The 26,828-nt window shown below is 27.0% G+C and carries 26 protein-coding genes; 1 reads left to right on the top strand and 25 read right to left on the bottom strand.

Annotation, left to right across the window (positions count from 1 at the left end; all coding sequences use genetic code 11):
- Positions 1-78: 78 nt before the first annotated feature.
- Genes T352_RS0100980 through T352_RS07225 form a run of 7 tightly spaced genes read right to left on the bottom strand, consistent with a single transcriptional unit; the run spans position 79 to position 7,943 of the window.
- Positions 79-1,029 (bottom strand): substrate-binding domain-containing protein, encoded by a 951-nt coding sequence (locus T352_RS0100980; protein WP_026391369.1) that lies wholly within the window; start codon positions 1,027-1,029, stop codon positions 79-81.
- Positions 1,013-2,737 (bottom strand): sensor histidine kinase, encoded by a 1,725-nt coding sequence (locus tag T352_RS0100975; protein ID WP_026391368.1) that lies wholly within the window; start codon positions 2,735-2,737, stop codon positions 1,013-1,015. Before T352_RS0100975 ends, T352_RS0100980 begins: the two co-directional genes overlap by 17 nt.
- Positions 2,718-4,301 carry a response regulator transcription factor gene (locus tag T352_RS0100970; RefSeq protein WP_026391367.1) on the bottom strand — a complete coding sequence of 528 codons (1,584 nt, stop codon included), beginning with the start codon at positions 4,299-4,301 and terminating at the stop codon, positions 2,718-2,720. The genes T352_RS0100975 and T352_RS0100970 overlap by 20 nt, the downstream gene beginning before the upstream one ends.
- A 45-nt stretch (positions 4,302-4,346) precedes the next feature.
- The gene (locus tag T352_RS0100965; RefSeq protein ID WP_026391366.1) at positions 4,347-5,504 is read right to left on the bottom strand and encodes a galactokinase; all 1,158 of its coding nucleotides are present in this window, start codon (positions 5,502-5,504) and stop codon (positions 4,347-4,349) included.
- Positions 5,501-6,970, bottom strand: a complete 1,470-nt coding sequence (locus T352_RS0100960) for a UDP-glucose--hexose-1-phosphate uridylyltransferase (protein ID WP_162151073.1) — start codon at positions 6,968-6,970, stop codon at positions 5,501-5,503. Before T352_RS0100960 ends, T352_RS0100965 begins: the two co-directional genes overlap by 4 nt.
- On the bottom strand, positions 6,967-7,365 hold the full coding sequence (locus T352_RS07230) for a substrate-binding domain-containing protein (RefSeq protein ID WP_210994337.1): 399 nt from the start codon (positions 7,363-7,365) through the stop codon (positions 6,967-6,969). The genes T352_RS0100960 and T352_RS07230 overlap by 4 nt, the downstream gene beginning before the upstream one ends.
- A gap of 26 nt (positions 7,366-7,391) precedes the next feature.
- Positions 7,392-7,943: a LacI family DNA-binding transcriptional regulator gene (locus T352_RS07225; RefSeq protein WP_051615662.1), complete on the bottom strand. Its 552-nt coding sequence runs from the start codon at positions 7,941-7,943 to the stop codon at positions 7,392-7,394.
- 111 nt (positions 7,944-8,054) lie between these two features.
- Between T352_RS07225 and T352_RS06020 the strand changes: the two genes are divergently transcribed.
- On the top strand, positions 8,055-9,014 hold the full coding sequence (locus tag T352_RS06020; RefSeq protein ID WP_026391364.1) for an aldose epimerase family protein: 960 nt from the start codon (positions 8,055-8,057) through the stop codon (positions 9,012-9,014).
- Between the two features lie 94 nt (positions 9,015-9,108).
- On the opposite strand, the gene T352_RS07355 is transcribed toward T352_RS06020, so the two are convergent.
- The 18 genes from T352_RS07355 to rny form a co-directional block, all read right to left on the bottom strand.
- Positions 9,109-9,237, bottom strand: a complete 129-nt coding sequence (locus tag T352_RS07355) for a P-loop NTPase family protein (RefSeq protein ID WP_269146495.1) — start codon at positions 9,235-9,237, stop codon at positions 9,109-9,111.
- Between the two features lie 155 nt (positions 9,238-9,392).
- Entirely contained in the window at positions 9,393-9,650 is a 258-nt protein-coding gene (locus T352_RS0100945) for a hypothetical protein (protein WP_026391363.1), read from the bottom strand.
- Positions 9,651-9,756: 106 nt separating this feature from the next.
- Positions 9,757-10,707 (bottom strand): ankyrin repeat domain-containing protein, encoded by a 951-nt coding sequence (locus T352_RS0100940; RefSeq protein WP_026391362.1) that lies wholly within the window; start codon positions 10,705-10,707, stop codon positions 9,757-9,759.
- 68 nt (positions 10,708-10,775) lie between these two features.
- On the bottom strand, positions 10,776-11,051 hold the full coding sequence (locus T352_RS0100935; protein WP_026391361.1) for an HU family DNA-binding protein: 276 nt from the start codon (positions 11,049-11,051) through the stop codon (positions 10,776-10,778).
- A gap of 88 nt (positions 11,052-11,139) precedes the next feature.
- Positions 11,140-12,141: an NAD(P)H-dependent glycerol-3-phosphate dehydrogenase gene (locus tag T352_RS0100930; protein WP_051615660.1), complete on the bottom strand. Its 1,002-nt coding sequence runs from the start codon at positions 12,139-12,141 to the stop codon at positions 11,140-11,142.
- Positions 12,138-13,445, bottom strand: coding sequence for a ribosome biogenesis GTPase Der (der, locus tag T352_RS0100925; protein ID WP_162151072.1), 1,308 nt, complete (start codon positions 13,443-13,445; stop codon positions 12,138-12,140). The genes T352_RS0100930 and der overlap by 4 nt, the downstream gene beginning before the upstream one ends.
- Before the next feature lie 14 nt (positions 13,446-13,459).
- Positions 13,460-14,860: a S1 RNA-binding domain-containing protein gene (locus T352_RS0100920; protein ID WP_026391358.1), complete on the bottom strand. Its 1,401-nt coding sequence runs from the start codon at positions 14,858-14,860 to the stop codon at positions 13,460-13,462.
- A gap of 1 nt (position 14,861) precedes the next feature.
- Positions 14,862-15,521: a (d)CMP kinase gene (gene cmk / locus T352_RS0100915; RefSeq protein ID WP_026391357.1), complete on the bottom strand. Its 660-nt coding sequence runs from the start codon at positions 15,519-15,521 to the stop codon at positions 14,862-14,864.
- 54 nt (positions 15,522-15,575) lie between these two features.
- On the bottom strand, positions 15,576-16,304 hold the full coding sequence (locus T352_RS0100910; protein WP_026391356.1) for a pseudouridine synthase: 729 nt from the start codon (positions 16,302-16,304) through the stop codon (positions 15,576-15,578).
- 40 nt (positions 16,305-16,344) lie between these two features.
- Positions 16,345-16,908, bottom strand: coding sequence for an elongation factor P (gene efp / locus T352_RS0100905; protein ID WP_026391355.1), 564 nt, complete (start codon positions 16,906-16,908; stop codon positions 16,345-16,347).
- 57 nt (positions 16,909-16,965) lie between these two features.
- Positions 16,966-17,451, bottom strand: coding sequence for a shikimate kinase (locus T352_RS0100900; protein WP_162151071.1), 486 nt, complete (start codon positions 17,449-17,451; stop codon positions 16,966-16,968).
- A gap of 3 nt (positions 17,452-17,454) precedes the next feature.
- Complete coding sequence (gene miaA / locus T352_RS0100895; RefSeq protein WP_084301339.1) at positions 17,455-18,315, bottom strand: tRNA (adenosine(37)-N6)-dimethylallyltransferase MiaA; 861 nt, start codon at positions 18,313-18,315, stop codon at positions 17,455-17,457.
- The gene (mutL, locus tag T352_RS0100890) at positions 18,312-20,009 is read right to left on the bottom strand and encodes a DNA mismatch repair endonuclease MutL (protein WP_162151070.1); all 1,698 of its coding nucleotides are present in this window, start codon (positions 20,007-20,009) and stop codon (positions 18,312-18,314) included. The genes miaA and mutL overlap by 4 nt, the downstream gene beginning before the upstream one ends.
- Before the next feature lie 9 nt (positions 20,010-20,018).
- Entirely contained in the window at positions 20,019-22,541 is a 2,523-nt protein-coding gene (mutS, locus tag T352_RS0100885; protein ID WP_026391351.1) for a DNA mismatch repair protein MutS, read from the bottom strand.
- 18 nt (positions 22,542-22,559) lie between these two features.
- A complete protein-coding gene (locus T352_RS0100880; protein ID WP_026391350.1) occupies positions 22,560-23,963 on the bottom strand; it encodes a hypothetical protein in 1,404 nt (467 codons plus the stop codon).
- Between the two features lie 95 nt (positions 23,964-24,058).
- Positions 24,059-24,394, bottom strand: a complete 336-nt coding sequence (locus tag T352_RS06015) for a YlbF family regulator (protein WP_051615658.1) — start codon at positions 24,392-24,394, stop codon at positions 24,059-24,061.
- Positions 24,394-25,149 carry a TIGR00282 family metallophosphoesterase gene (locus T352_RS0100870; RefSeq protein ID WP_026391349.1) on the bottom strand — a complete coding sequence of 252 codons (756 nt, stop codon included), beginning with the start codon at positions 25,147-25,149 and terminating at the stop codon, positions 24,394-24,396. The genes T352_RS06015 and T352_RS0100870 overlap by 1 nt, the downstream gene beginning before the upstream one ends.
- Positions 25,150-25,227: 78 nt before the next feature.
- On the bottom strand, positions 25,228-26,808 hold the full coding sequence (rny, locus tag T352_RS0100865) for a ribonuclease Y (protein ID WP_051615656.1): 1,581 nt from the start codon (positions 26,806-26,808) through the stop codon (positions 25,228-25,230).
- Positions 26,809-26,828: the final 20 nt, after the last annotated feature.

Raw genomic sequence — 26,828 nt, 5'->3', positions numbered from 1 at the left:
ATATTTGTAAGCGCTTTATAATAAAATGTAAAATATGACTTAAAACAATGTAAAATTTGACACATAATATGAAAACGCTTATTTTTTTACTATTTCCCCTTTTATTAGTTGAAATCTCTCTTCATAGTTGAAGTCTGAATCAATGATCCCCTTTAATAAATAATCAGTTATTTTCTTAATTGCTTCAGTTTGTGCAACAATATCATTAGTTACTGTTGCATAAATTTCATTATTATCTATTGCATTAAGTCCACTATTAGTACCATCCACACCAATAATTTTCAAATCTATTTCCCCATATTTTTCTTTTAAATAGTCTACTGCTCCAAGTGCCATATCATCATTATTAGAAACAATGAGCTCAATGTTATCTAGCATTTGGTCTAATTCTTTCATTTTATCAAACGCCTGTTTTCTATCCCAGTTAGCTACACTTATAGCAAGTAGTTCATATGAAACATCAAGTTTTCCTAAGGAATCAATAAATTCAATTGTTCTAGACTCTGAATCTTGATGACTTTGTTCACCTTTTAAAATAATTGTTTGAATAGTTCCATCATTATTTTTATCTTTAATTTTATAGTTAGCGACCATTTCTTTTACAATGTTTGCTTGTAAAAGACCTGTATTTTTACTATCTGATCCTACATAATAGCTATTTTTACTATCATTTAATAAGGATTGCGGTTCTCTATTAATAAATATTAAAGGGATATTATTTTGTTCTGCTTTTTCTATGAATGAACCTGATTGTAATCTATCAACTGCATTTACAATGATTAAATCAAATTTTCTATCAATAAAATTAATAAACTGACTTGTTTGTTTAAGTTGATTTCTATCCGCGAATCCTACTTCATAATAATATTCCTCTTCAATAGTATTTATTACAGAAGTTAAATATTCTTTCATAAAAGTATCTTCCTTATCATAAATTAGGATTCCAATTTTTTTATGACTATTGTTTTTACAACCACTTAGTAATACTACTAATGTTATTAAAATTATATAACTAATTATTTTTTTCATTTTCATCACCTACTGGAATTAATATTATGATTGAAGTTCCTTCATCAGCAAGGCTAGTTATTTCTAGTTTTGCAGACTTACCATAATAAACTTTTAATCTTTGATAAATATTTTTAATACCAACACCATCTGATAAGTCGTCATTATCCATCATTTGATAAAGTTCTTTAATTTTTTCTTCTGTCATTCCATAACCATTATCAATAACTTCAAATTTTATTAATTCATTATATCTAGAAACATTAATATATATTTTACCATTATCTGTTATTTTATTAATACCATGATAAAGAGCATTTTCAATTAGTGGTTGTAGAATTAATTTCATCGTCTTAAGTTCTAATATTGATTCATCTTCAATATTTATTTCATAAGTAAATTTATCTTTATATCTAACTTGTTGAATTAGTAGATAACTCTCTGCATGACTTATTTCATCTTTGACAGTTATAATATTTCTTCCCCCTGAAATACTTATTTTAAATAATTTAGATAAGGCTAAAATCATCATTGTTGCTGATTTATTATCATTATTATCAACCATATATACAATTGAATCTAATGTGTTATACAAAAAATGTGGATTGATTTGATTTTGAAGTGCTTTTAATTCACTTTTTCTTTGTAACTCTTTTTCCTTAATGACACTGTTCATTAAATTATCAATTCTATTAATCATAATATTAAAATTATTACTTAATATTTCAACTTCTTTAGGATATGTTATTTCTACCTTAGTTAAGTCTAATTTCTCATCTCTTTCAATATTGCTCATAGCATCTTTTAACTTGTTTAAAGGTCTAGTTATGCCAATTGAGATCGAATAAAATATCAATGATGAAATAAGAAGAAAAATTGTAGTAAATAGGGTTGTTGATAATAAAAATGCACGACTTGATTGAATATTATCATTAATATTTAAATAGACTCCTATTCGCCATGGAGTATTACTAATTGAGCTTAAAATAAAATACATATGTAAATCATTTACTTTTACTGTATCATTACCTAGAATGGTTGTTTTAAAAAGTTTGATTTCAGTTTCATCAGTATAATCACTTGTCTTAGATGAATAAATATATTCATATCTATTGTTAATAATTGAAATATGACCATTATTGCCAAGATTTGATTTATCTGCTATATTTATCAAGTCTGAAAAATCTAAATACATTTTTAAGATTGCATATTCATTATACTTATCTATTGGAACATACTTAGATATACTTATTTTATATTTACCATCTACATATTCAGGTCTTGAATAAAAGTGGGTTGTTTGATCTAATTTTGCTTCTATAAACCAGTCTTCTTTTGTAACATCACTTAAAATAGAATCGTTATTAGTACTTACTAATAAATTGCCTGATAAATCATAAATGGAGATTTCTTCATATTTTGGATCAAGATAACTAACTGTATTAATTAATTCTAAAGTTTTATCCTTATTTACTCTTATATTCTCATTAGAAATTAGTGTCTGAATTTGATTTGAAATATTAATAATATCATTTGTATACATCTCAAAATTATAAACAATTTGTTCATTAATTGTTTCAGCTTGTATCTTTGTTATATTGTTAGTATTTCTTGAAAATGTTAATTGGGAAATAAAAACAATACCTATTACAAGTAGAGTCATCATTAAAACAAATGTACTTGTAATAATTAACCAAAGCGGTTTACTTTTAGGAGTTTTCATGTTCATCACGGTACTCCTTAGGTGATAGTCCTAAATGCTTTTTAAATGAATGGCTAAAATAGTATGGGTCATTATATCCTACAAGACTTGCAATTTCAATAATTTTATTTGGTGTATTAAGCAATAATTCTTTTGCTTTTTCCATTCTAATATTAGTTAGATATTTAACAAATGTTGTTTTATAGTTTGTTTTAAACAAAGTTGTTATATAACTAATACTAAATCCTACCATATCAGCTAATGTTTCTAAATTTAGATTACTATCAGTATAATTATTATTAATATATTCTAAGATTAAATTCATATTATGACTAGTTTTATTTTCAATGTAACTATAATTAATGTTTTGTATTTTTGAAACTAATTCATTAAACCAGTTAAATGCTTCATCAACAGTTTTAAAACTTAACAAAGTTTTATAAAGATGACTATAACTTATTTCATCTTTATTTAAATTAGCTTCTTCACTTAATCCTTTAAGTATTGAGTTTAAGATATTAGATAAATTAAACTCATAGACGTTTAAATATTCTGTATATGTGATAATTCGTTTAATCTCTACTAAAACATTTTTTGCTTTTGTGTTATCTTGTTCATATCTAACCATATAAGTTAATTTTTTATAAATATTGTCATCTATTAAATAACTATTTTTATTATCTTTTTCTAAATCACTGTAGAGAAATACTTGCATACCACCAAATAATTTTCTTGATGTTATTGCATTTTTACTTTCTAAGTATAGTTGTTTATAGTTTGGTTTATTATTAGAAAAACTACTTAGTCCAATACTTATTTCCATACTTAATTGTAATTTAGCTTTTGCTATAATTAACTTCATTGTATCAATTAGATTTTCCTTTATAAAACTCTCACTCTTCTTAAGAAGAACAACAAGATCATATTCTTTGTGGAATAAGTGATAGTTAAAACCACTGATGTATAACTGATTTGAAATAAGTTTTTCAAACATTTCTTTATCTTCATCTTTATAAATTTGATCATAATCAAAATATCCAACTACGAAATTGCTGTAGTCTAAATTGATATTTATTCGGTCTAATTGATATTTAAAATTATCATTAACAACATTTTTGTTTAAAAGTTTAGATAAGTAATTCTCTCTAATTACAGCAATATTGTCATGATAAAATTGATTAAATTCATCAATGTTGTTTTCAACAGATTTTTCTAGTTCTATTTTATTTTTTGCTTTTGTAATTATTTTTGAAAGTTCATCAAAACTTATTGGTTTAGAAATAAAACCAACAACTTCTAAATCAATTGCTTCCTTTGCATAACTAAGTTCTTCATATCCAGTTATGATTATTATTTTTATTAATGGATTAATTTTTTTGAGCATTTTAGATAATTCAATTCCATTAATAAAAGGAATATGAATATCGGTTACTAAAATATCTGGTGGATTAATTGATAACTGATTATATGCATCATCACCATTATCAAAACTACTTTCTAAAACTAAATCTTCATCATTAATTTTAGCAATCATTTGTTTTAATCTTTCTAATACAATATGTTCATCGTCTACTACACTTAATTTATACATAACTACTCCTTTTATATAATAATAAAGAGAAAAAAGTCAAAGACTTTAAATCTCTTTAGTTCCGTCTGCTGCTATGACATTATAAAAAGAAGGTTCATAGCCCATTACTTCATTATATTTAGTTTTTACTTCTTTTACTACTTTACCAATTAAATCTTTTTTTACGATTGAAACTGTGCATCCACCGAAACCAGCACCAGTCATTCTTGCACCTAATGCTCCATTTTCAAGTAAAGCAAAAACTAAAGTATCTAACTCAATGCCTGTAACATCATAGTCATCTTTTAATGACATATGTGATTTTGTCATAAGATTAGCAAATAAAGCAATATCATTATTGTTTAGGGCATTCATACTGTCTATTGTTCTTTGTTGTTCGGTTATAACGTGTTTTACGCGTTTAAATAATATTTGATTATTTAATATTTTTTCAATATTATCTAACTCATCAATCTTTAGGCTACATAAGTCTGCAATTTTATAATGTTTTTTAAGTATTTCAAGGGCACTTCTACACTCGTTAAATCTTTCATTATACTTAGAATCATGTAAGCCTCTTTTTTTGTTGGTATTTACAATTAGTAACTCATATTCACCTAATTTTAATGGTACATAATTAAAGTCTAATGTGCTTGTGTTTAATAAAATTGCATGTTCATTTTTACCCATTGCAATCGAAAACTGATCCATTATACCGCTATTTACACCAATATATTCATTTTCAACTTCGCGGCCAAGTATTGCCATCTCTTTTTTTGTTAGTCCTAGATTATTTAAATCATTTAGAATTACTAAAATAAGTAATTCTAGTGATGATGATGATGATAGTCCTGCACTAGTTGGCATATTTGAGTTTATATATAAATCAAATCCTTTATCAATTATATAACCATGTTTTCTTAATATGAAAAATACTCCTTTAACATAATCAGTCCAGTCATGAGTTTCGCTTTTATCTAATTCGCTTAAGCTAAAAGCTTTAACTTCCTTACTAAATCCATGTGAAAATAATCTAACCTTATCATCTTCACTAAGTCTTACTGCCCCATATGTTCCGTAAGTTATTGCTGCAGGCATTACAAATCCACCATTATAATCAATATGCTCACCTATTAAATTAACACGTCCTGGTGAAAAATATGTTCTTATTTTGTCTTCTTCTTTAAATACATCTTTAAACCCTTCAATTACTAATTTTTTCATAAAATAACCCCTTCTAAATATTTAATAAATTGATTAATTCCTAAATCATTTAATTTGAAAACTCCACAGTCTTCTAATATTTCTTCAAACTTTTTAGATAGTTCACTTTCAATTAGTTCATCGATATTTTCTTTTGTTGCAAGAGCCTTAAAACTATCTGCCCACTTTTGATGTTTTATGGAATTATCATTTAATTTTTTATCAAAAAGTAAATAATCTTTTACATCTTCTAACTCATCTTTTAATCTACCTGGCAAAATTGCAAGACCAATTGCTTCAATTAAACCAATATTTTCTTTTTTAATATGCCATTTATCTTCATGTGGATGATATATACCACCTGGATGTTTGATACTTGTTTGATTATCTCTTAAAATTAAATCAAGTACATACTTATTATCTTTTTTTCTTGCAATAGGAGTTATTGTATGATGTGGCACTTCATTAGTATATGCTTTAATATTAAGTTCTTGATTTGAATAGTTTTTCCATGTTTCTAGTATCTTATTTGCAAATAATAGTACTTTTTCTTTTTTCTTTGATTCAATTCTAATGGTAGAAAGTGGCCAATTTAATATTTTAAATATCGTATTATCAATGTTTTTCTCATATAATGAACTTGCTAATTCAATTGGAAAAACATGACTACCACCTTGATAATGTTCATGCGTTAAGATTGATCCCCCAACAATTGGTAAGTCTGCATTTGACCCAAAAAAGTATCCATCAAATTCATCTGTTAAATCAAGCAATCTTTCAAATGTTTTATTTTCAATTTTCATTGGGTGATGCGAATCACTAAAGACAATTGCATGTTCATTATAGTATATATACGGAGAATATTGAAAAAACCACTTTTCATCTTTTAGGTTAAACTGAATTAAGCGATGTTGGTTGCGGGAATCTCTACTAAAATTACCTAAAAATCCTTCGTTTTCTTTACATAACAAACATTTTGGATATTCACTTTGTTTCGCGTTTAACGCCATTGCTATGCTTTTTGGATCTTTCTCAGGTTTTGAGAGATTAATTGTTATTTCTAAAAAACCATATTTAGATGCTCTTTTAAAAGCTATATTTTTATCTATTCTATCTTTTCTAATATAGTTTAAGTGGGTTACATACTCATATAAATTTCTTGTAGCTAGTTTGTTATTAGTACTTTTAAGTAAGTCAAAATCATTTTGAATAGTGGAGGGTAATTTTGCAAAAACATTCATTATTTTTGAATCAAATAAATCTCTTGCAGTTTGTGAGCCATCAAGCATATTACTCGCTTCTAGTTTATCTAAGATATTATTTAATGCATCAGATGGATATAAAATATCAACTGGTTTATACTCTTTATAGTCTAATTCTAAATTAAGTAGTCCATAAATTTGATTTTTAACATATATATAATCTCTTTTAGTAATAACATTATTTTTAATTTCATAATTAATTAAATTTTCAATATCTTGTCTCATTTAATTAGCTCCTTCGTACTTTTTCTTATTATTAGTTTAGTAGAAATCAACACTTTTTCTCTAACTTTTTTCCCCTTTATTGATTCCAGTAATAAGTTAACTGCTTTTTCACCCATAAAATCTTTGTAAACTTTAATTGTAGATAGTGGTGGTATTGTATATTCACTTTGTGGATTATCATTAAAACCAATAATAGAAACATCATTTGGTACATTAATATTTGCTTCATATAAAGCTCTTAATGCTCCAATTGCCATTGCATCACTTGCTATTAAGTAGGCTTTTGCTAATCTATTACTTTCAATTATTTCTTTCATTAATAAATATCCGCTTTCAATTGAAAATTTACCGATATGAACTTTTGTCTGTTCTTTAAAATAGTTTCTAAAAAACAATTCTCTTCTCTCGCCGATTGGTTGTTTTAATGTCTGGGTATATTCTCTCCCACAATATAACCAATATCACTAATACCTAAATCTAGTAAATATTTAATTGCTTTTCTATATGATTCTTCAAAATCTATAACTACGCTATCAAACAATTCTTCATCAGGAGATGAATCAACAAAAACTAGATGTTCATATTTATTTTGAAACAGTTTTATTTCTTTCTCATCAAACTTACCAATTGCAATTGCTCCTCTAGCATTAGGTAATTGTTTTGAAAAATCATCTAAAAATACTTTGTGTAATTTAATATTATTTGATATTGCACTATTTTCGACACCAAGTCTAATTGCAAGATAGTAATCATCTTCTAATTCCATTTCTCTTGTATACCAATGTATTAGTGCAATCTCTATTTGTTTTGGAACTTTAACTCTTGTTTTATAAGATAGTTTATCTGCAATTTCTAAAACTTTATTTCTAGTATCATCAGTTACATTTAATGTATCATCTAAATTTAATATTCTAGAAACTGTTGAAACACTAACTCCAGCTTTTTCTGCAATATCTTTTAATGTAGCACTCATTTTAAAACCACCTCTTTTAATTAATTTTATTATAACATAATTTTTACTAAAACTTTACTAAAATTATATTTTGTGTTAAAATTTGATTATAACAATTAAGGGGAAGATAGTATGGAAGTATATAAATTAGAAAATAAATATCAAAAAGTTGAAATTTTAAGTTTTGCAGCAACTATTTATAAGTGGTATGGTTTTAAAGATATGAAAAATATCGTCATTACAAATAAAGAATTAAAAGACTACAAGCATCATGGTAATGGATATTTAGGAAAAACAATAGGCAGGGTAACCAATAGAATAAAAGATGGAGTTTTTCATTTAAATGGAATAAAATATGAGTTAGATAAAAACTTTGGAACAAACTCAGGTCATGGTGGTCCTAAAGGATTTAGTAATAAAAACTTCAATTTAGTTAAGAAAACTAACAATACTTTAATACTAAAGGCTACAAATTATGATATGGAAGATGGCTATCCAGGTGATATTACTTTATTTGTAACTTATAAGATTTGCAAAAATAGTTTGAAAATTACTTATAAAGCTAAATCAAATAAAGATACTATTTTAAACATTACAAATCATAGTTATTTTAATTTAAGTGACGAAAAGGATATATTAAATCACAGATTATATATGGATTCAAATAGATCACTTGAAATTGATGAAACTCAAGCCGTAAATGGAAACATTTTAAATAATTCTGATACTTTATTAGATTTTAGAGAAAATAACTTTATAAGAGATATTATTAAGGATGAAAGTTTTATTAAACTAGGAGGGATTGATAACTTCTTCTTATTTAATAGACAAAGAAAAATCTTACTTTCTTATAATAATAAAAAACTTCTAATTAGAACCTCTTATCCAGGAGCTCAAATTTATTCAGCAAACTTTCCATTAAAACAACCCCTATTAGAAAGACAATACGTTAAACACGTTGGGTTAGCTATTGAGCCAAGTTTTGAGCCTGATGCGATTAATCATGATAATTTTTCTAATATAATCTTAAAAAAAGATAAAACATATAAATCAACAATTAAATATTGTTTAAAAGATAAAAAAGATGTCTAATAGGACAACTTTTCTATCTAACACGACTCATAAATTTTTTTAATTCAAGTGTTTCAGGATTATCTAAAAATATAGGTTTCCCTTGCTCTATTATTTAACTATCATTTAAATAAATAACATAATCAGCAAAGTCCTTAACAAAACTAATGACATGAGTTACAAATATAAAATCTTTACCTAAATCTTTCAAGTCTTCTATCGGAGATAACACTTTATCAGTCAAAACTGTACCAAGTAAACTTGTGGGTTCATCTAAAAAAATAATACTTGGATTAATAGTTAAGGCTTTTGAGATACTTGATCTTTGAGCCTGTCCACAAGAAACATTTTTAGGTATTTTATTAATTTGATCTTCTAATTTTAGTAGTTTTAAATATTTTAAAGCAATTTTATATGCTTCTTTTTTTCTATATTTCTAGTTTTTTCTAAAACTATTGTTATGTTTTTGATGAGCGAGAGATTAATCATCATCAGCGGCATTAATACTCTTACTACTTGAGGAATAATTATATATCGATATTTTTGATATGAGGTAAAACCAAACAACTCCATTGGTAAAATTTTAATATCAACAGATATCCCACTTGAAGTGCCTGATTGATTTGTAGTTTCAAATGGTGAATATCTCAAATCCATTCCAACCTTTATAGTGCTATCTTCTTTTCTCATTATAGAATATTTGAGTTAGATTGCAATTAATACGAGTTAAAAAAAACTTCTATTTTACTAGAAGTTTATGATTTTATCTAATTTTTCTAAGAATTGAAACTGCATCTTTTAGATTATAAAGTTTTGCATAATCTAATGCACTAAAATTGTATTTATCATTTTGTAAAACATGATTAGTCTTAACTAAATGATCTAAATAATTATAATCTCTATTGAGCGTTGCTATTGAAAGTGCTTGTTTATTAACTAGTCTTTCATATTTAGGTAACATCTGATAGTTAGACAAAATATTTTCAATATCATATTTTTCATAAATTAATGCATAATCAATTGCAGATTCTCTTTGTTCATTTTTTATACTTATATAAATATCATTATTAAGTAATGCTTTAACTGTTTCTTTAGTTCCAAATCTTACTGCATTAAAAAGTGCTGTTTCATAATTCTTGTTTAAAAGATTAGGATTTAATCCTTCACTTAGTAAATAATAAATTAATAAGTCGTTTGTTGTTTTTGCAGCATAATGTAATAACGTATTATTGTTTGCATCAACTAATAAGATTGACTGATTTGAAAAATTTAAAATATATTTAATAATATCTATTTGACCATTTATAACGGCATAATGAATCGGATATAATCCTTCATTAGTTACTATCTTATAATTTATTTCATTTTCAAGTAATAACTGAATAAATAGCTTATTACCTTTTGCTGCAGCAAAATGAATTATTGATTCTCCTTTTTTATTTAATATATTTAGATTAGCATTACTATTTATAAGGATTTTTGCAATATCATACTTTGCTTTTCTAGCACAATCAAAAATTGGTGTTTCACCAAACTTATCTTCTACATTAACATTAACACCTTTTTTTATAAGTTCGTGAATAACATCCATTGCATTACCTAAGACAGCATAATGAAGTAGTGTTTTTCCCTTTTCATCAGTAATATGAGGATTATATTCCGTTTGTTTAAAATACTTAATATCATTAATCATTGCTTTTTCAAAAATTAACATAAATATTACACCCTTATCCTAAAATATATTAAATAAAAAGGTTATAACATTGTTATAACCAAATTAACTTATTTCTTTACAGCATCCTTCAATAATTTACCTGCTCTAAATGCTGGCGATTTTTGTTCTGGTACAACAATAAGTTCACCATTTCTTGGATTTTTACCAGTTCTTTCAACTCTTGTACGAACTTCAAAAGTACCGAATCCTGTAACAACTACTTTCTCACCACTTGCTAAAGTTTCTGTAATTGTATTAATTAAAGTATCAACAACTAAATTAACATCTTTTTGTGTCATTTCTGTTTTCATAGCAACAACTGCTAATAATTCTGTTTTGTTCATAAATACCCTCCTATTTTTATATTATAATTATAACATACTTTTTTTATAATGAAAACGTTTTAATTATAATTATTGCATAATAAGGCTATTATTCTAGGGTTTCAGGCTTTAAATCACGACTTAGAAGCTGTTTTATTCCTTCTTTTATTGAAATATTGTTTTCTAAAATATCAAAAGCAGTATTTATCATCGGTAATTCAACACCGTACTTTTTGGATAAATCGTTAAGTGCATAGATAGTTCTAAAGCCTTCAATTGTTTGAGTTGAGTTTTTATAAATCTCATCTTTAGTCATTCCCATACCAATTTTTCTACCACCTTGGAAGTTTCTAGATTGTTCACTTGATGCAGTAACAATTAAGTCTCCAATTCCGGTTAGACCAAAAACTGTCTCTTTCTTACCACCCATTATTTCAACTACTTTTAAGATTTCTAATATACCTCTAGTAATAATTGCAGCACGAGCATTTTCGCCGAGACCATATCCAGCTGCTGCACCACTAATAACAGCAATCGCATTTTTAACTGCACCACCAACTTCAGCACCAATTAAATCATCAAGTGTATAGGTACGAATATATGTACTATTTGAGACTAGTTCTTGAACTTCTATAGCAAAATTTTTATTATTGCTTGCACTTGTTAAAAGTGTTAATTTGCGATCAATCACTTCTTCTGCATGGCTAGGACCGGTTAGACAGACAAAGCCATTATTATTTTCATGATCTATTTCATCTTCTACTATTTCAGAAACTCTTTTTAGTGTTTGTGGTTCAATTCCTTTTGAGATATTAATAAATCTACTTGGTCTATTAATAAATTCATTCATACTTTTTAAAACAATACGCATTGCTGCAGTAGGAACTGCAAGAATATATGTATCACTAAATTCGATTGCTTTTTTCAAATCAGTAGTTGCTTTTATATCTGCATCTAGAGTGTTGTTAAAGATTGGGTGGATATGTTTATTATTAATAGCATCAACATAACTTTCATTAATCTCATAAATTAAAACTTCATGGTTGTTGTCTCTTAAGACTTGAGCCATGGTAGTACCCCAAGCACCACCACCAATTACAGATAATTTCATGATTCTTTTCTCCTTAAAATTAATTTTATAGGTGTTCCTTCAAAATCAATTGCTTCTCTAAACTGATTATTTAAATATCTTAAATAGGAAAAGTGAACATATTCAGGTTCATTAACAAATAATAAGAATGTAGGAGGTTTGCTTGCTACTTGTGTTATATATGAAAAGTTAGCTTTACCTCTATTATGAATCGGTGTTGGATTAAATGATACTGCATCTTGTAAGATTTGATTTAAGATACTTACTTTAATTTCTTTAGTATAGTTTTCATAAACTTTTAAGATTTCTGGAAATATTGTTTCAATTCTCTTATCTTCAAGTGCTGAAGTAAAGATAATTGGTGCATAGTCAATAAACTTGAAATCTTCTCTAATCTTTTTCTTCATTTTATCCATGGTCTTATCATCTTTAGTGACAATATCCCATTTATTTACAACGATAATTACAGCTTTATTTGCTTCAACAGCATATCCAGCAACATTTTTATCTTGTTCAACAATTCCTTCATGACCGTCTACAACAATTAAAACTACATCAGAGCGATCAATTGCTGTTTGTGTTCTAATAATGCTATATTTGTCAGTATTTTCATAAATACGGCCACGTTTTTTAATACCTGCAGTATCAATAACTGTGTATTTTTGATTCTTGTATGTAAAATCAGTATCAATTGCATCTCTTGTTGTTCCAGAGATATCACTGACTATTACACGGTTTTCTCCTAAAATGCTATTAGTTAATGAACTCTTACCAACATTAGGTCTACCAATAAGGGAGAATCTAATTGAATCAGCGTCAAATTCTTCACTATAGTCATCCATATAACTAATTACTTTATCTAATAAATCTCCCATCCCAATACCATGATGAGTTGATACTGCAATTGGTTCATCAAAACCCAATTGATAAAACTCATAAATATTAGTTAATTGATTTACATCATCTATTTTATTAACAGCAAGGATTACAGGTTTATTTGATTTATATAATAAATTGGCAATATAAGTATCACCATCAGTGACGCCTGATTTACCATCAGTTAAGAAGATAATTAAATCTGCTTCATCGATTGCTAAGTTAGCTTGTTCTTTAATTTGACTTAAAAAGGGCGCATCAATAATATCAATGCCCCCTGTATCAATCAGACTAAATGTTTTTGTTAACCACTCAGCTTTAGTATATATTCTATCTCTTGTAACGCCTTCCATATCATCGGTTATTGCGATTCTGTTTCCAGCAATTCTATTAAATAAGCTAGACTTACCTACGTTAGGTCTACCTACTATTGCTACTGTGAATGGCATAATATCACATTCCTTTATTTTTTAAGTTGGTCTCCAAATAGATCACCAATTGTTTGTGTTCCTTCATCTGAATCATTTTCTAAATATTGTTCAAATGATTCTCTTTCTTTCTTTTCTAAAACTCTTACGATTGATAATTTTAGTTCCCATGTTTTTGGATTTGCTTCAATAACGATTGCTTCATCAATCATATCTCCTTTAGAGAAAAATGATTCTAATGAACCTTGTCCTAAAATAGCATCTTTTGCTAAGATTGTTCCCTTAACACCTTCTACTTCAACTGTAAGTTCTTTATTTGATACTTCAAGCACTTTTGCACTTGTAATATCTCCACGTTTAACTGTGACATTTCTCCATGGATTTTCTTCAATTGCTTTTCTTGATAAAGCAATTCTTTCCTTTTTAACATCCATATTTACAATTTTTAATGTGATTTCATCATTAATATTTGTTTGTGTGTCTAAGTTAAAACTTGGATCCCATGAGTAATCATTTCTATGTAATAATCCTCTCACATCTTCTGCAAGTTCAATGATCATTCCAAATGGTAATTTTTGGAAAACATGTCCTGTTACTTCATCACCAATTTTTTTATCTGCTAAGTAAGCAGCAAATGGTGTAGGTAATAATGCTTTCATTGATAAATCAAGTCTGTTACCTTCTTTTTTAATAACTTTAACTGTTACTTCTTGTCCAATTTTTAACACTTCATCTAATTTTTCAATTCTATGGTGTGATACTTGGGAAATTCTAAGTAAACCAATTATGCTATCAAATCTTACATATGCAGCATGTTTATCAATTTTTTCAATAACACCTGTTAATACATTACCTGTTTGAACTGATTCTAATTGTTCTTTTCTTTCTTGCATTTTTGCTTCAAAAGCTTCTTTTTTAGCCGCTTCAAAAATTTCTTTTCTTGAACCAACAATTCTTGTAAATCTACCATTTCTTGAAGCTTCAATAATATTAATTTCTAACACTTTATTTTTTAAGTCTTTTTTATTTTCAATTAAATCGTAGTCTAATAAAGTGTATGGTAAAAACACTTCATAGTCTAAGTAATTTAAAATTAAACCTTTTTCTTCTATTTTTTTAACTTTAGCTTTAACAATTTCTTTTGTTTCAACTAATTTTTCAATTTTTTCAAAATTTTCTAGTTTAATAAGTGGTAGTCTTGAAATTAAAATCATAACAGGTTCATCATAGTTCACTTTTTGAACCTTACCTGTTACTTTATCTCCAACTTTTACAACACCTATGAAGCTTTCAAGTGACTTATCATAATTATCTAAATGCATTTTTGCTTCAGTTAAACTTTTAACGTCTAAATAGATGGTGTTATCTGTTACCTTTATTACTTCTCCTTCAACAATTTGTCCAACTTTTAATAAATTAACATCTTTCATATCCATCTTACAAATTCTCCTTTTTCTCAATCATTAAAATTATTTTATTTACAACCTCATCGATTGTCATGTAGGTTGTATCTAATTCAAAAGCATCTTTTGCTTTCTTTAGTGGTGCTTCTTTTCTAGTTGAGTCTTTTTCATCTCTAACGATAATATCATTTATTACGTTATCAATATGGTCCACTTTTCCTTTTTGCACATTTTCAGCATATCTTCTTTTTGCCCGTTCTTCAACGTTTGCAGTTAAGAAAATTTTTAAATCTGCATTTGGTAATACTACAGTCCCAATATCTCTACCATCCATCACAACACTAATATTTTCGGCTGCTTTTTTTTGAAGATCTACCATTTTTTTCCTTACATACGGAAAACTTGAGACAAGGGATACGTTATTTGTAACTTCTTCACTTCTAATATCAATACTAACATTAATACCATTTAGAAATATTTGGTCATTTTCATAAGAGATATTTATTTTCTCTAAAAAACGATATTCAGATTCGTTATTCAAATCTATCTTATTGTTTAGTGCCCATAGTGTAACAGCACGGTACATTGCACCGGTATCAATATGTGTCCAGTTTAATTTTTTTGCAATTAAACCACTTATTGTACTTTTTCCTGAACCAGCTGGGCCATCAATAGCTACATGAAATTGCTTCATTTCCTACCCCCACTCAATCTATATTATATCATATAATTTGTTTTTTTGTTTGTGTTATTTTAATGCAAAAAGTTTTTTTACCTCATGAACTTTGAGTTCACGATAACCACCACGGATAACTCCTTCTAAATTTAGAAACCCAAATCCGGTTCTTGTTAAGGTCTTAACAGGAAATCCTGCTTCCTCAAACATCAATTTAATATTTCTATTTCTTGTCTCATCATTAACTACTACTCTAAGTAGTGTTGTTTGCGTATTTTTATCAATTTCTATTAAATTAATTTCTTTTGCTTTCATTAAATATTTTTTTCTTATTGTAACACCTTTTCTAATTTCAATAAGTTTCTTTCTAACAATTACTCCAGAAACCCTAACAATATATTCTTCATCTATTTGTTGTTCTTTCTTTGTTAAAAGATTTGTTAACTCACCATCATTAGTTAATAATACTAGTCCTGATGTATCAATATCTAATCTTCCAATTGGATAGATTCTAAAACCATCATATTCTTCATTAATAAGTTCTATAATTGTTTTTCTATTTTTTTCATCACTATTTGTAACTAAGTAACCTGTTGGTTTATTCATTAACAAATAAACTTTTTTAGGTGCTTTTTTAATTAAAACGCCTTCTACTTCAATTTCATCGTTTTTATTTACTTTAACGCCTAATTCTTTAACGACAATACCATTTACTTTTACTTTACCTTCCAATATTAAAACTTCAGCTTTTCTTCTAGAAGCGATATTACTTTGGGCTATTACTTTTTGTAATCTTTCCATAATTAAACCTTTCTTTAAACAAAAAGGCTAGATAGCCTTATTATTTATCTCTAGATACATATGATGAATCTGTTGTTTTAACAACAATTTTTTCACCAGTTTCAATAAATAGTGGTACTTTAATAACTAATCCTGTATTTAAAGTAGCATCTTTCATTGCATTTGTTTTTGTATCACCTTTTACTCCAGGAACTGTATCAACAACTGTTAATACTACGTTTTCTGGAATTGATATACCAATTACTTCTGTATCATTGAAATAAACAACTTCAACATTCATATTTTCATAAATAAATTTGATTTGATCTTCTACTAATGCAAGTGGGATTTCTACTTGATCATATGTTTCATTATTCATAAACACATGATTTACACCATCATTGTATAGGTATTGCATTGATACTCTTGAGATTTGTGCTTTTTTTACTTTTACACCAGCATTAAATGTGTAATCAATTACTGCACCAGTTCTTAAGTTTCTTAATTTTGAACGAACAAACGCTGCTCCTTTACCTGGTTTAACGTGTAAAAACTCTAATACTTGAAAAATATTTCCATCAAATTCGATAGTCATATTTGTTTTAAATTCGTTTGTTGAAATCATTTAAATCGCCTCCGTTTAATATAACGTTATTATTATACTATAAATATAGGTAAAATATCAACTATTTGTAACAATCTTTAATATTTGATCTATTGTTTTATTATAATCTTCTTCATTTTCAACTATATCAGTTGCAAAGTTTTGATATAGTAAAAATCTCTTTTTACTTAAATCTTCAATTGAATATTTTTCAACTAAAAAATTAGGATATCCTTCATTTTTTCTTTTTTCTAATATTTGATCACTAACTGTTAAATAGATTACTATTCCATCAATTAAGTTTTTATTCTTTCTATCTTCAACTACACTACATGTTGTTGCTATTACTGTGTTATCTTCTTTTAAAAGTTTTTCTAATAATATTTTTTCTTGATATTTGACGGTTTCTTCGCCAAGGTTAGTATATATTTCATCAATAAACATTAATGCTTCTTTTTCAATTTCTGTATTAATATCGATAAAATTAAAAGAAAGTTTTTCTGCTAGTTTTAAACCAATAAAAGTTTTACCTGAAAAAGGCATTCCCACTAAATATATTTTCATATTTTACTCCTTTAAAAATGAAATAACATCACTATAAATCTGATTTTCAGTATCCTCATCAAATGGATCATATAGTGTTGTATTCATTTGATTAATAAACCATGTTTTTTGTTTCTTAGCTAGATTTAGTGAACTTCTAATAATTGCTGTTTTAGCTTCTTCTAAAGTATATTCACCTAAAAAATAATGATGTAGTTCTCTATAACCAATAATATTTAAAAATATATTATTATCAAATAACATCTTTGCTTCTTCAATCAAGCCACTATTAATCATTATATCTAATCTTTTAATTAATAGTTCTTTTAATTTTACCCGATTAACGTCTAAATAGATTGTAAAAATATCAAAAAGTTTATTATTGCTGCCACTTTTTTCACTTCTTAGGTTACCACTTTTTGCTAAATTAAGTGCTCTTACTAATCTAACACGATTGTCTTTGTCTATTTCAATATTTTTATCAAGCTTAATTAATTCTTCATAGATTTCTAAATTTGATTTGTCTATAAACAAATCATTTTCTTCTTCCTTATTAAACTCATAGTCATATAATGCACTTTTAATATAAAAACCTGTTCCCCCAACTAAAATTGGCGTATTTATATCATTAATGAGTTTTCTTGCATCAGTTTGAAAATTAAATGCACTATATTCCTCACCTACATGCTTAATACTAAATAAATGATGTTTGATGTTTTCCATTTCATGTTCTTTAATTTTAGCAGAACCAATATTTAGTTCTTTATAAATTTGAACGGAATCACCGTTTATGATCTCGCCATTTATTTTCTTAGCAAGCTTTACAGAATATTTAGTTTTACCACTACCGGTTGGTCCAACAATTACAATAACTTTTTTCATCATACAATCCTTTTAAACATTCTTTCAATTTGGTAATTATTAATATTAATAATTGTAGGTCTGCCATGAGGACAAGTATAAGGGTTACTTGCATTTCTTAAACGCTTCATTAAATTATCTATTTCAATTCTTGATAGTTTATGATTTGCTTTAATGGAGCCCTTACAACTCTTTGATTTTGCTACATCATCTAATAAAACTTTAACACTTATTTCTTTATTGTTTTCAATTAAGAATATCATATTAGTAATTACTAGTTCTAAATCTTTTTCCAATAAAAATGATGGATGACTTAGTAAATGATTATTTTTATCAAAATAAAAACCAAATTTATTAAATATTTCAAGATATTTATCTATCAGTGAAAAATCACTTGGCAATAAATCAAGTTCTTTTGAGATAAGCATTTCTTCAACTATTATTTCATAATTATCATAGAATTTTAAATAATATTCATAGTTTACACGCTCTTCTGCTGTGTGCTGATCTACTAGAAATAATCCGTCCTCATTTTGAAATAAAAGATATGTCCCTGATAAAACACCCACATACTCTAAATCTGGAAGTTTTTTATTTATATTTTCTTCATTTATTAATAAATTATTATTTGTTTCTACTTCATAATTAAATTCAAGTGGAAAGGCAGTATATTGTTCTTCTAATTGTTCATATTTTTTTTCTAAAACTTTAAAGTTATTAGGTATTTCATGAACACTATTATTAAGAGCATTTTTAATAATTACTTCCAATTGATATTTAAGCATTGAATCATTAGCAAATTTGATTTCAAGTTTTTGTGGATGAATATTAACATCTAATAAATATGGGTCAATCTTTATAAAAATTAAGGCAACCGGATATCTTTTTGTCATTAAAAAATTACTGTATCCATCAATTACCGCATTAGTTAATTGAAAGTTTTTTACATATCTCCCATTAACAAAAATAGAGATATCATTTCTTTTTGGTCTAGTAAACTTAGGTGATACTAAATATCCTTTAACATTAATATTACTAAAAGTCTCATCAATAACCTTAATGTCTTTTAAAACTTGACTACCATATATATTATCCATTAAATTAAAGACATCATTAGTCCCATAAGTTTCTTTAACTAATTTATCATCAATTAATAATTTAAATCTAATACTAGGATTTGAAAGAGCTAGTTTATCAAAAGTTTCAATAATTAACATTCTTTCAGTATACTCACTCTTTAAATACTTTAATCTTGCTGGTGTGTTATAAAATAAGTTCTTAACAGTAATTTCTGTTCCTATATTTAATGATACTATTCCTTCATCAACTATTTTCCCATTATCAAAAACAATGAAATTACCATTTTCTTCACTAACTCTTGATTTAATTAAGACGTTACTTACTGCAACAATTGCTGCAAGTGCTTCTCCCCTAAATCCTAAAGTATTAATGCGCTCCAAATCAATTTCTTCCTTAATTTTTGATGTTGCATGACGTAAAAAGGCAAGCTTCAAGTCTTCCTTGCCAATTCCTACTCCATCATCAATCACGGTAATTTCCTTTAAACCATTATTATATGCTTTAATTACGATTGATTTAGAATTTGCATCGATTGAATTTTCTACTAACTCTTTAATAATTGATGCTGGTCTTTCAACTACTTCACCGGCCGCAATCATATTAGCTAGTCTATCATTCATTACTTTAATTTTATTCATTACTACCTCTTATTTTTTTAATTTATTTTGTAAATTTTTTAGTAAAACTATCGCATCAATTGGTGTTAATTTATCAATGTTTAAATCATTAATATCTTTTATTACTTCTTCATGGGTGTAGTTTACTATTGCTTTTTCTTCAGCAATATTATAGTTAAATAAATCAATTTCTATTTCTTCTTTATTTCCTTCAAGTTTATTTAAAATTTCTTCACTTCTTTTAATTAATTTTTTAGGTAAGTTTGCAAGTGATGCCACTTGAATTCCATAAGAGCGATCAGATGCTCCTTTTTCAACTTGATGAAGAAAAATCATTTTACCATTTTCTTCTTTTGCTTTAACATGTAAGTTTGTTATATTACTATATAAATTTTCAAGTTTTGTAAGTTCATGATAATGTGTTGAAAATAAAGTTTGAGCTTTAATTTCATTTGCAATATACTCAATCATTCCCTGAGCAAGAGCAATCCCATCATAGGTTGCAGTACCTCTTCCTATTTCATCAAATAAAATTAGCGAGTTCTTAGTAGCAAATGTTAGTGCTTCATTACTTTCTACCATCTCAACCATGAAAGTTGACTTACCACCAGACAAGTCATCTGATGAACCAATACGAGTAAAGATTGCATCATATATTGGAATATTTGCACTATCTGCAGGTACAAACGAACCAACTTGAGCTAAGTAAATAATTAAAGCAAACATACGCATATAAGTTGATTTACCACTCATGTTTGGTCCTGTAATTAAAAATATTTCTGATTCATCAATTACAATATCATTTTTAATATAATCAGTAAATTTTTCAACAACTGGATGTCTACCATTAATTATTGTTGTTTTTCTATCTGTTAAATTAATAGTAGGTCTTACATAATTATTTTTCTCAGAAGCAATCTTCAAACTTAAAAATACGTCAATTTTGGCAATAGCACTAGATAATTCTTGTAATGAAGCAATATATTTACTTGCTTCATCTTTGATGCTTTGGAATATTTCATATTCTAAAGCTATAGCACGTTCTTTTGCATTTAAAATTTCATCTTCTTGTTCTTTTAATTCCTTTGAGATATATCTTTCACTATTAGTTAGTGTTTGTCTTCTTTCATAACCATGAATGTCTTCAACCTGTAAGGCTTGCATTTTACTGATTTCAATGAAATAACCAAAGTTTCTGTTATATCCCACTTTTAAATTTTTAATACCAAGACGTTCTTTTTCTTGATTTTCATAATTTAATAACCATTCTTTACTATCTTCATTTATGTTTAATAAATGATCTAAATCTTTATTAAAATTAGGTTTAATCATTCCACCTTCCTTAGTTTGAATTGGTGGATTATCAATGATACTTCTTTCAAGTAAATCTTTTAATTCTTGATGTTCTAATATTTGATCATTTAATATATCTAATTCCTTATTACCAAAAGCTTTTAATATTTCTTTTAGTCTAGGAATATGTTTTAATGTAATTTTTAATTGTTCTAGGTCTCTTGCATTAATAGAATTAAATGAAAGTTTTCCAATAATTCTATTAACGTCATAAATATTATCTAAGATATCTAAGATATCACTTCTAAGTATTATCTTATCAAATGCTTCAATCAAATCATATCTTTTTTGAAGAACATTATAATCTGTTAAAGGATGATTTAAGTAGTGCTTTAATAATCTAGTACCCATAGCTGTTTTTGTATTATTTAAATGATAAAAAACTGTTGTTTTAGGGTTATTTGTATTAGATTCTACAATTTCTAATTGCTTTAATACTCTATAGTCCACCTTTAAATAATTATTGTTCTCTTCTGGTTTAATTGTTTGTAAGTGATTAAGTGGTTGTTTTTGGGTTGTTGATAAATAATGAGATAAATGTCTTGCTCCAATTTTTTGACTAGGAAGTAATAAATTAGCCCACTTATTATCATGTGTATTATATTCATTATAAACCGTAACATAAACATTACTTTTTTTCATCTCTTCAATTAAATAAGTATCAGACTCATTAGGTATAATTAATTCTTTGATTAAAGAAGATTTAATATAGTCAATCACTTCATTTTTATTTAATGAATCAAGTAAAAATGATTCACCTGTAGATATATCAGCATATGTTAAAAGATAACCTTCTTCTTGTAAAATTAAGCTTGCTATAAAGTTGTTACTTCCACTTTCTAAAATATCATCTTCAAAAACAGTACCTGGTGTGATAAGTCTAACTACTTCTCTAGTAACTAATCCTTTACCTGGCTCTGATGTTTGTTCAGCAATAGCAATTTTATAGCCATTTTCAATCAATTTTTTTATATATGGTTTAACAGAATGATGAGGAACTCCACACATTGGAATTTTTGCACCTGCATCTTTTGAGGTTAATGTTATCTCTAAAACCCTTGATGCAATAATTGCATCATCAAAAAACATTTCATAGAAATCACCTAACCGAAAAAAGACTATCGCATCAGCGTAGTCTTCTTTAATTGTTAAATATTGTTGTATCATTGGGGTATAGGTTTTATTGTCAGTATTACTCATAAGTAAACCCCCTTTTTATTAATTCCAAGGCCAATTTATATTTCTAATTTTATCGAATAAATCTTGATTGAAGAAAATATACTTAACGATAAAATCTTCAACATTCTTAAGTGCTGCTGGTGCTCCTGATGGAGTTGAAAGTGCATAGATTGCAAATATTAGAGCAAGTAAAATAGCGATTAAAATAATTATTAATATTACTCTGAAAAATATTGCAGCAGGACTTCTTTTCTTTTTAGGGAAATCATTTAAACTAATGCATTCATCATCTTTTGTTTCAACTTGACTTTCCACATAACTAATATCATCATTTATTAATTTAACAAATTTCTTATTTTTAACACCACGATAATCCACAGCGTTAATTGCTTTTTCTTCTACAGCACTAACATCAAATAATTTTTCTTCAGGAACAATATACTCTAATGTCTTAGGTTTATGTTTTTCAACAAGTGCTTCTTCTTTTGTTTCTTCTAAAACTTCATTTGATGCTTCTTCTTTTAATTCCTCAAGTGATTTTCCATAAATTTCTGTTTCATCTTCCTCAACAGTTTGACCTAATTCTTTAGCTTCAACTTCATAGACAGAGGATGAAGGAATATAATATTTTTCTTTTGTTGTATGTGAATTCTTTAGTACATACTCAATAACTTCTTCTTTTTTAAGTTCTGTAGATGCTTTAATGTTATTATCTTTAGCATAACGTTGAAGAAGCATAATATTTAATTTACTTAAGTCTTTTTCAAGTTCTTCTGTATATTCATCACGATCTTTTAATTCTTGAATCATAATGTCTAATAGTTCTTGTTTTTTTAATCTTTGAGGTACACTAACATTATATTTTTGACCAATTTGTCTAATTTCAGTAATTGTTGAACTCTTGTATAATACTGGTCTAATTGCTTCTGGATTTAATCCATCAATTTCACCATCATTATCAAAGAATAATGCATTCAAATTATTATTATATAAGACAAGATCTGTATTTTTTACATCGCTAGTTTTATATGCTTGTGAGAGTGTAATTAACTGATTAAAGTCATTTTTGTTTATCTCACGACTTATCATGTCATTTACCAATCTTAACCATAGTTGTTCTAAAAATAAGTCATTTAATTCTTGGTCATTATAAAATTTGAATAAGTTTACTAATTGTGTTTCTGTAAACTGATTAAACCATGATAAACGATAATTCATCTCATCAGCCAATGAAGAACGTTCTCTTCTTGTTTCCATAATTTTTGGTCGTAATAACTGTTTTAATACTTCCATTCTGATTGTTCTATTAAAATTAAATCCAATTTCAACAAAAAAATCCATAATAACTTCTGATGGTGTCTTTACTAACCCCTCTAATAAATCACCAATTAAATAGTTGTTATCTAAAACTGTGATAACACTGTCTTTTTCTAATTTTGCCATTCTTAAACCCCCTATTTTCCAATATTCTATATTATTATAATATAATTTTTTTATATTATTATCAAGTATAATTATTTAAAAGCGTTAAAAAGATGCTATTTAGTCGTTAAATCCTTCATTATGCCTTTTTCTACAATATTTGTAAAATCACTCAAAAATTGATTTATTTCAGTTTGTAACATCAAATATTCGCTTAAGAGCGGATATTCAACAATTTCATTCATTTTTATATCATAGTTTTTTTCTAATTCCTTTAGGGCATTGTTTTTACTAAGTGCTCTTGCATGAACAATCTGTTTTTGAATTAATTTTAAGTCTCTTAAAAGTTTTTTTAACTTTTTATTGCTATTTACTATTTTTTCTAATTCTTTATATCTAATTACTTTTTCATCAGCAAGTATATTATTAATAATCTTATTTTCTATTTGCATTACTCCATCTCCAAATGAATTTTTTCAATTGTTTTTTTATCCAAATCCAAATAAACACCATTTAATTGTTTTTTACCATTTTGAACGAGATTTGCTCTTGCATAACCTGTTTTGAATCTAGTGATTGCAATTTCCTTATCCACTCCTATTATTCCATCAAGTGGTCCAGTCATACCAACATCGGTGATGTATAATGTCCCGTTAGGAAGTAATCTATCATCATTAGTTTGAACATGAGTATGAGTCCCGAGTACAGCATCTACTCTACCGTCTAAATAATGGCCTAGAGCAATTTTTTCACTACTTGCCTCTGCATGCATGTCAATAAAAATATAGTCTGCGTTATTTGCTTGAATAATTTCATCAACTACTAAAAAAGGACTTGGTAAATTAGGATCCATAAAAATTCTACCTAACAAATTAATAATTAATATTCTTTTTCCATTTATATTAATAACCTTAAACCCTTTTCCAGGTGCACTTAAATAATTAGCTGGTCTAATTATATTACTATCATCGATAAAATTAAAAATGTCTTTGTTGCCAAATGTCCAATTACCCATTGTAATAGCATTAACACTTAGCTTCATCAACTTTAAATAAATTTCTTTTGTAATCCCTCTACCATTTGCAATGTTTTCACCGTTTACGATTAAAATATCTGGTCTATATTGTTTTTTTAATTCAGTTATTTTATTCTCAAATATTTCAATTCCGGGATTACCATATAAATCCCCAATAAATAATACTCTCACATTATCACTTTTCTTTCTTAAACTATTTATATTTTAACATAAAAATAAAGGTTAGAAAATTAATTCTAACCTTTAATCCTATTTAGCAACTTCTGAAGCTCTTGTTTCTCTAATTACAGTAACTTTTATTGTTCCCGGATATGTCATTTGCGCTTCAATTTTTTCTTTAATTTCACGAGCAATTTTAATAATTTCTAAATCGTTAACTTCATTTGATTTAACAATTACACGAACTTCACGTCCAGCTTGAATTGCATATGATTTATCAACACCATGAATTGAACTAGAAATCTCTTCTAATTGTTCTAATCTTCTTAAGTATGTTTCAACTGATTCTGATCTAGATCCAGGTCTTGCTGCAGATAATGCATCAGCTGCTGCTACTAAAACACCAATTGCTGTTTCAGCTTCAACATCACCATGGTGACTTGCAATAGCATCAATTACTTCTTTTGGTTCTTTATAGCGTTTTGCTAGTGAAACACCAATTTCAACATGACTTCCTTCAACTTCATGATCAACTGCTTTACCAATATCATGTAATAAACCAGCTCTTCTTGCAAGTGCTTCATTTTCACCAATTTCAGCTGCAAGTTTTCCGGCAAGGTATGCTGTTTCTATTGAATGCTTTAATACATTTTGACCATAACTTGTTCTAAAATCAAGTCTTCCTAATAATTTAATTAAATCTGGATGAATTCTTCCAACTTGTGCTTCAAACACAGCATTTTCACCACGTTCTCTGATGTACATATCAACTTCAGTTCTTGCTTTTTCAACAACTTCTTCAATACGTCCTGGATGAATTCTACCATCGGAGACTAATGTTTCAAGTGCTCTTTTTGCAATTTCTCTTCTAATTGGATCAAATCCGCTTAAAACTACTGTCTCAGGCGTATCATCAATTAGTAAATCCACCCCTGTTAATGCTTCAAGAGTTCTAATATTACGTCCTTCACGACCAATAATTCTACCCTTCATTTCATCATTTGGAATAGTAATAACACTTACTGTACGTTCGGTTGTAGTATCAGCTGCATATTTTTGCAGTGCAAGCGTTAATAAATCTTTTGCCTTAGCCTCAACCTGATTCTTAGCTTTTTCTTCCTCATAGTGAATGTATTGTGCTATCTCATCAGCCATATTATCTTTTACTTTATTAAAGATAATTTCTTTTGCTTCTTCTTGTGATAAATTTGCTACTTCGTTTAATTTTTCTTCTTGTGCTCGCAATAATTCTTCCACTTTGCTATTTAATTGTTCAAGTTCTTCGTTTCGTTCTTCTAACCTAATTTCTTTATTGCCTAAGAGTTCTTCACGTTTATCAAGATTAAATACTCTTCTATCAACTGATTTTTCCCTTTGATCTAATTTTTCTTCTAGGCTTACAATAATACGTCTACGTTCCTTAATATCGTCTTCCATTTCTTTTTTTAAGGTAAAAATTTCTTGTTTAGCTTCTAGGATAGCCTCTTTTTTGGCCTTTTCCGCTTCTTTTTTACCTTCTTCAACAATATTTTCAACCTGTTCTTTAGCTTCTCTAATTGATTTATCATGAGTAATTACTCTTACAAAAAATCCTATTATAAAGCCAACTACAATGGATAGCAAACCGGAGATGATTGCTGGTACAAGACCTTCTAATGCTAAAAATAACATTAAAACACCTCCATTTATTT

The organism is Haploplasma modicum ATCC 29102 (assembly GCF_000687835.1).
GTDB lineage: Bacteria > Bacillota_I > Bacilli_A > Acholeplasmatales > Acholeplasmataceae > Haploplasma > Haploplasma modicum.
Note: the sequence above shows the minus strand (reverse complement) of the source record. Positions and strands in the feature narration are given on the sequence as shown.

Bases quoted from the DNA above. Each gene is read 5' to 3' on its own strand.
- T352_RS0100980 (WP_026391369.1), bottom strand. From the start codon at position 1,029: ATGAAAAAAATAATTAGTTATATAATTTTAATAACATTAGTAGTATTA.
- T352_RS0100975 (WP_026391368.1), bottom strand. From the start codon at position 2,737: ATGAACATGAAAACTCCTAAAAGTAAACCGCTTTGGTTAATTATTACA.
- T352_RS0100970 (WP_026391367.1), bottom strand. From the start codon at position 4,301: ATGTATAAATTAAGTGTAGTAGACGATGAACATATTGTATTAGAAAGA.
- T352_RS0100965 (WP_026391366.1), bottom strand. From the start codon at position 5,504: ATGAAAAAATTAGTAATTGAAGGGTTTAAAGATGTATTTAAAGAAGAA.
- T352_RS0100960 (WP_162151073.1), bottom strand. From the start codon at position 6,970: ATGAGACAAGATATTGAAAATTTAATTAATTATGAAATTAAAAATAAT.
- T352_RS07225 (WP_051615662.1), bottom strand. From the start codon at position 7,943: ATGAGTGCTACATTAAAAGATATTGCAGAAAAAGCTGGAGTTAGTGTT.
- T352_RS06020 (WP_026391364.1), top strand. From the start codon at position 8,055: ATGGAAGTATATAAATTAGAAAATAAATATCAAAAAGTTGAAATTTTA.
- T352_RS0100945 (WP_026391363.1), bottom strand. From the start codon at position 9,650: ATGGATTTGAGATATTCACCATTTGAAACTACAAATCAATCAGGCACT.
- T352_RS0100940 (WP_026391362.1), bottom strand. From the start codon at position 10,707: ATGTTAATTTTTGAAAAAGCAATGATTAATGATATTAAGTATTTTAAA.
- T352_RS0100935 (WP_026391361.1), bottom strand. From the start codon at position 11,051: ATGAACAAAACAGAATTATTAGCAGTTGTTGCTATGAAAACAGAAATG.
- T352_RS0100930 (WP_051615660.1), bottom strand. From the start codon at position 12,141: ATGAAATTATCTGTAATTGGTGGTGGTGCTTGGGGTACTACCATGGCT.
- der (WP_162151072.1), bottom strand. From the start codon at position 13,445: ATGCCATTCACAGTAGCAATAGTAGGTAGACCTAACGTAGGTAAGTCT.
- T352_RS0100920 (WP_026391358.1), bottom strand. From the start codon at position 14,860: ATGGATATGAAAGATGTTAATTTATTAAAAGTTGGACAAATTGTTGAA.
- cmk (WP_026391357.1), bottom strand. From the start codon at position 15,521: ATGAAGCAATTTCATGTAGCTATTGATGGCCCAGCTGGTTCAGGAAAA.
- T352_RS0100910 (WP_026391356.1), bottom strand. From the start codon at position 16,304: ATGGAAAGATTACAAAAAGTAATAGCCCAAAGTAATATCGCTTCTAGA.
- efp (WP_026391355.1), bottom strand. From the start codon at position 16,908: ATGATTTCAACAAACGAATTTAAAACAAATATGACTATCGAATTTGAT.
- T352_RS0100900 (WP_162151071.1), bottom strand. From the start codon at position 17,451: ATGAAAATATATTTAGTGGGAATGCCTTTTTCAGGTAAAACTTTTATT.
- miaA (WP_084301339.1), bottom strand. From the start codon at position 18,315: ATGATGAAAAAAGTTATTGTAATTGTTGGACCAACCGGTAGTGGTAAA.
- mutL (WP_162151070.1), bottom strand. From the start codon at position 20,009: ATGAATAAAATTAAAGTAATGAATGATAGACTAGCTAATATGATTGCG.
- mutS (WP_026391351.1), bottom strand. From the start codon at position 22,541: ATGAGTAATACTGACAATAAAACCTATACCCCAATGATACAACAATAT.
- T352_RS0100880 (WP_026391350.1), bottom strand. From the start codon at position 23,963: ATGGCAAAATTAGAAAAAGACAGTGTTATCACAGTTTTAGATAACAAC.
- T352_RS06015 (WP_051615658.1), bottom strand. From the start codon at position 24,394: ATGCAAATAGAAAATAAGATTATTAATAATATACTTGCTGATGAAAAA.
- rny (WP_051615656.1), bottom strand. From the start codon at position 26,808: ATGTTATTTTTAGCATTAGAAGGTCTTGTACCAGCAATCATCTCCGGT.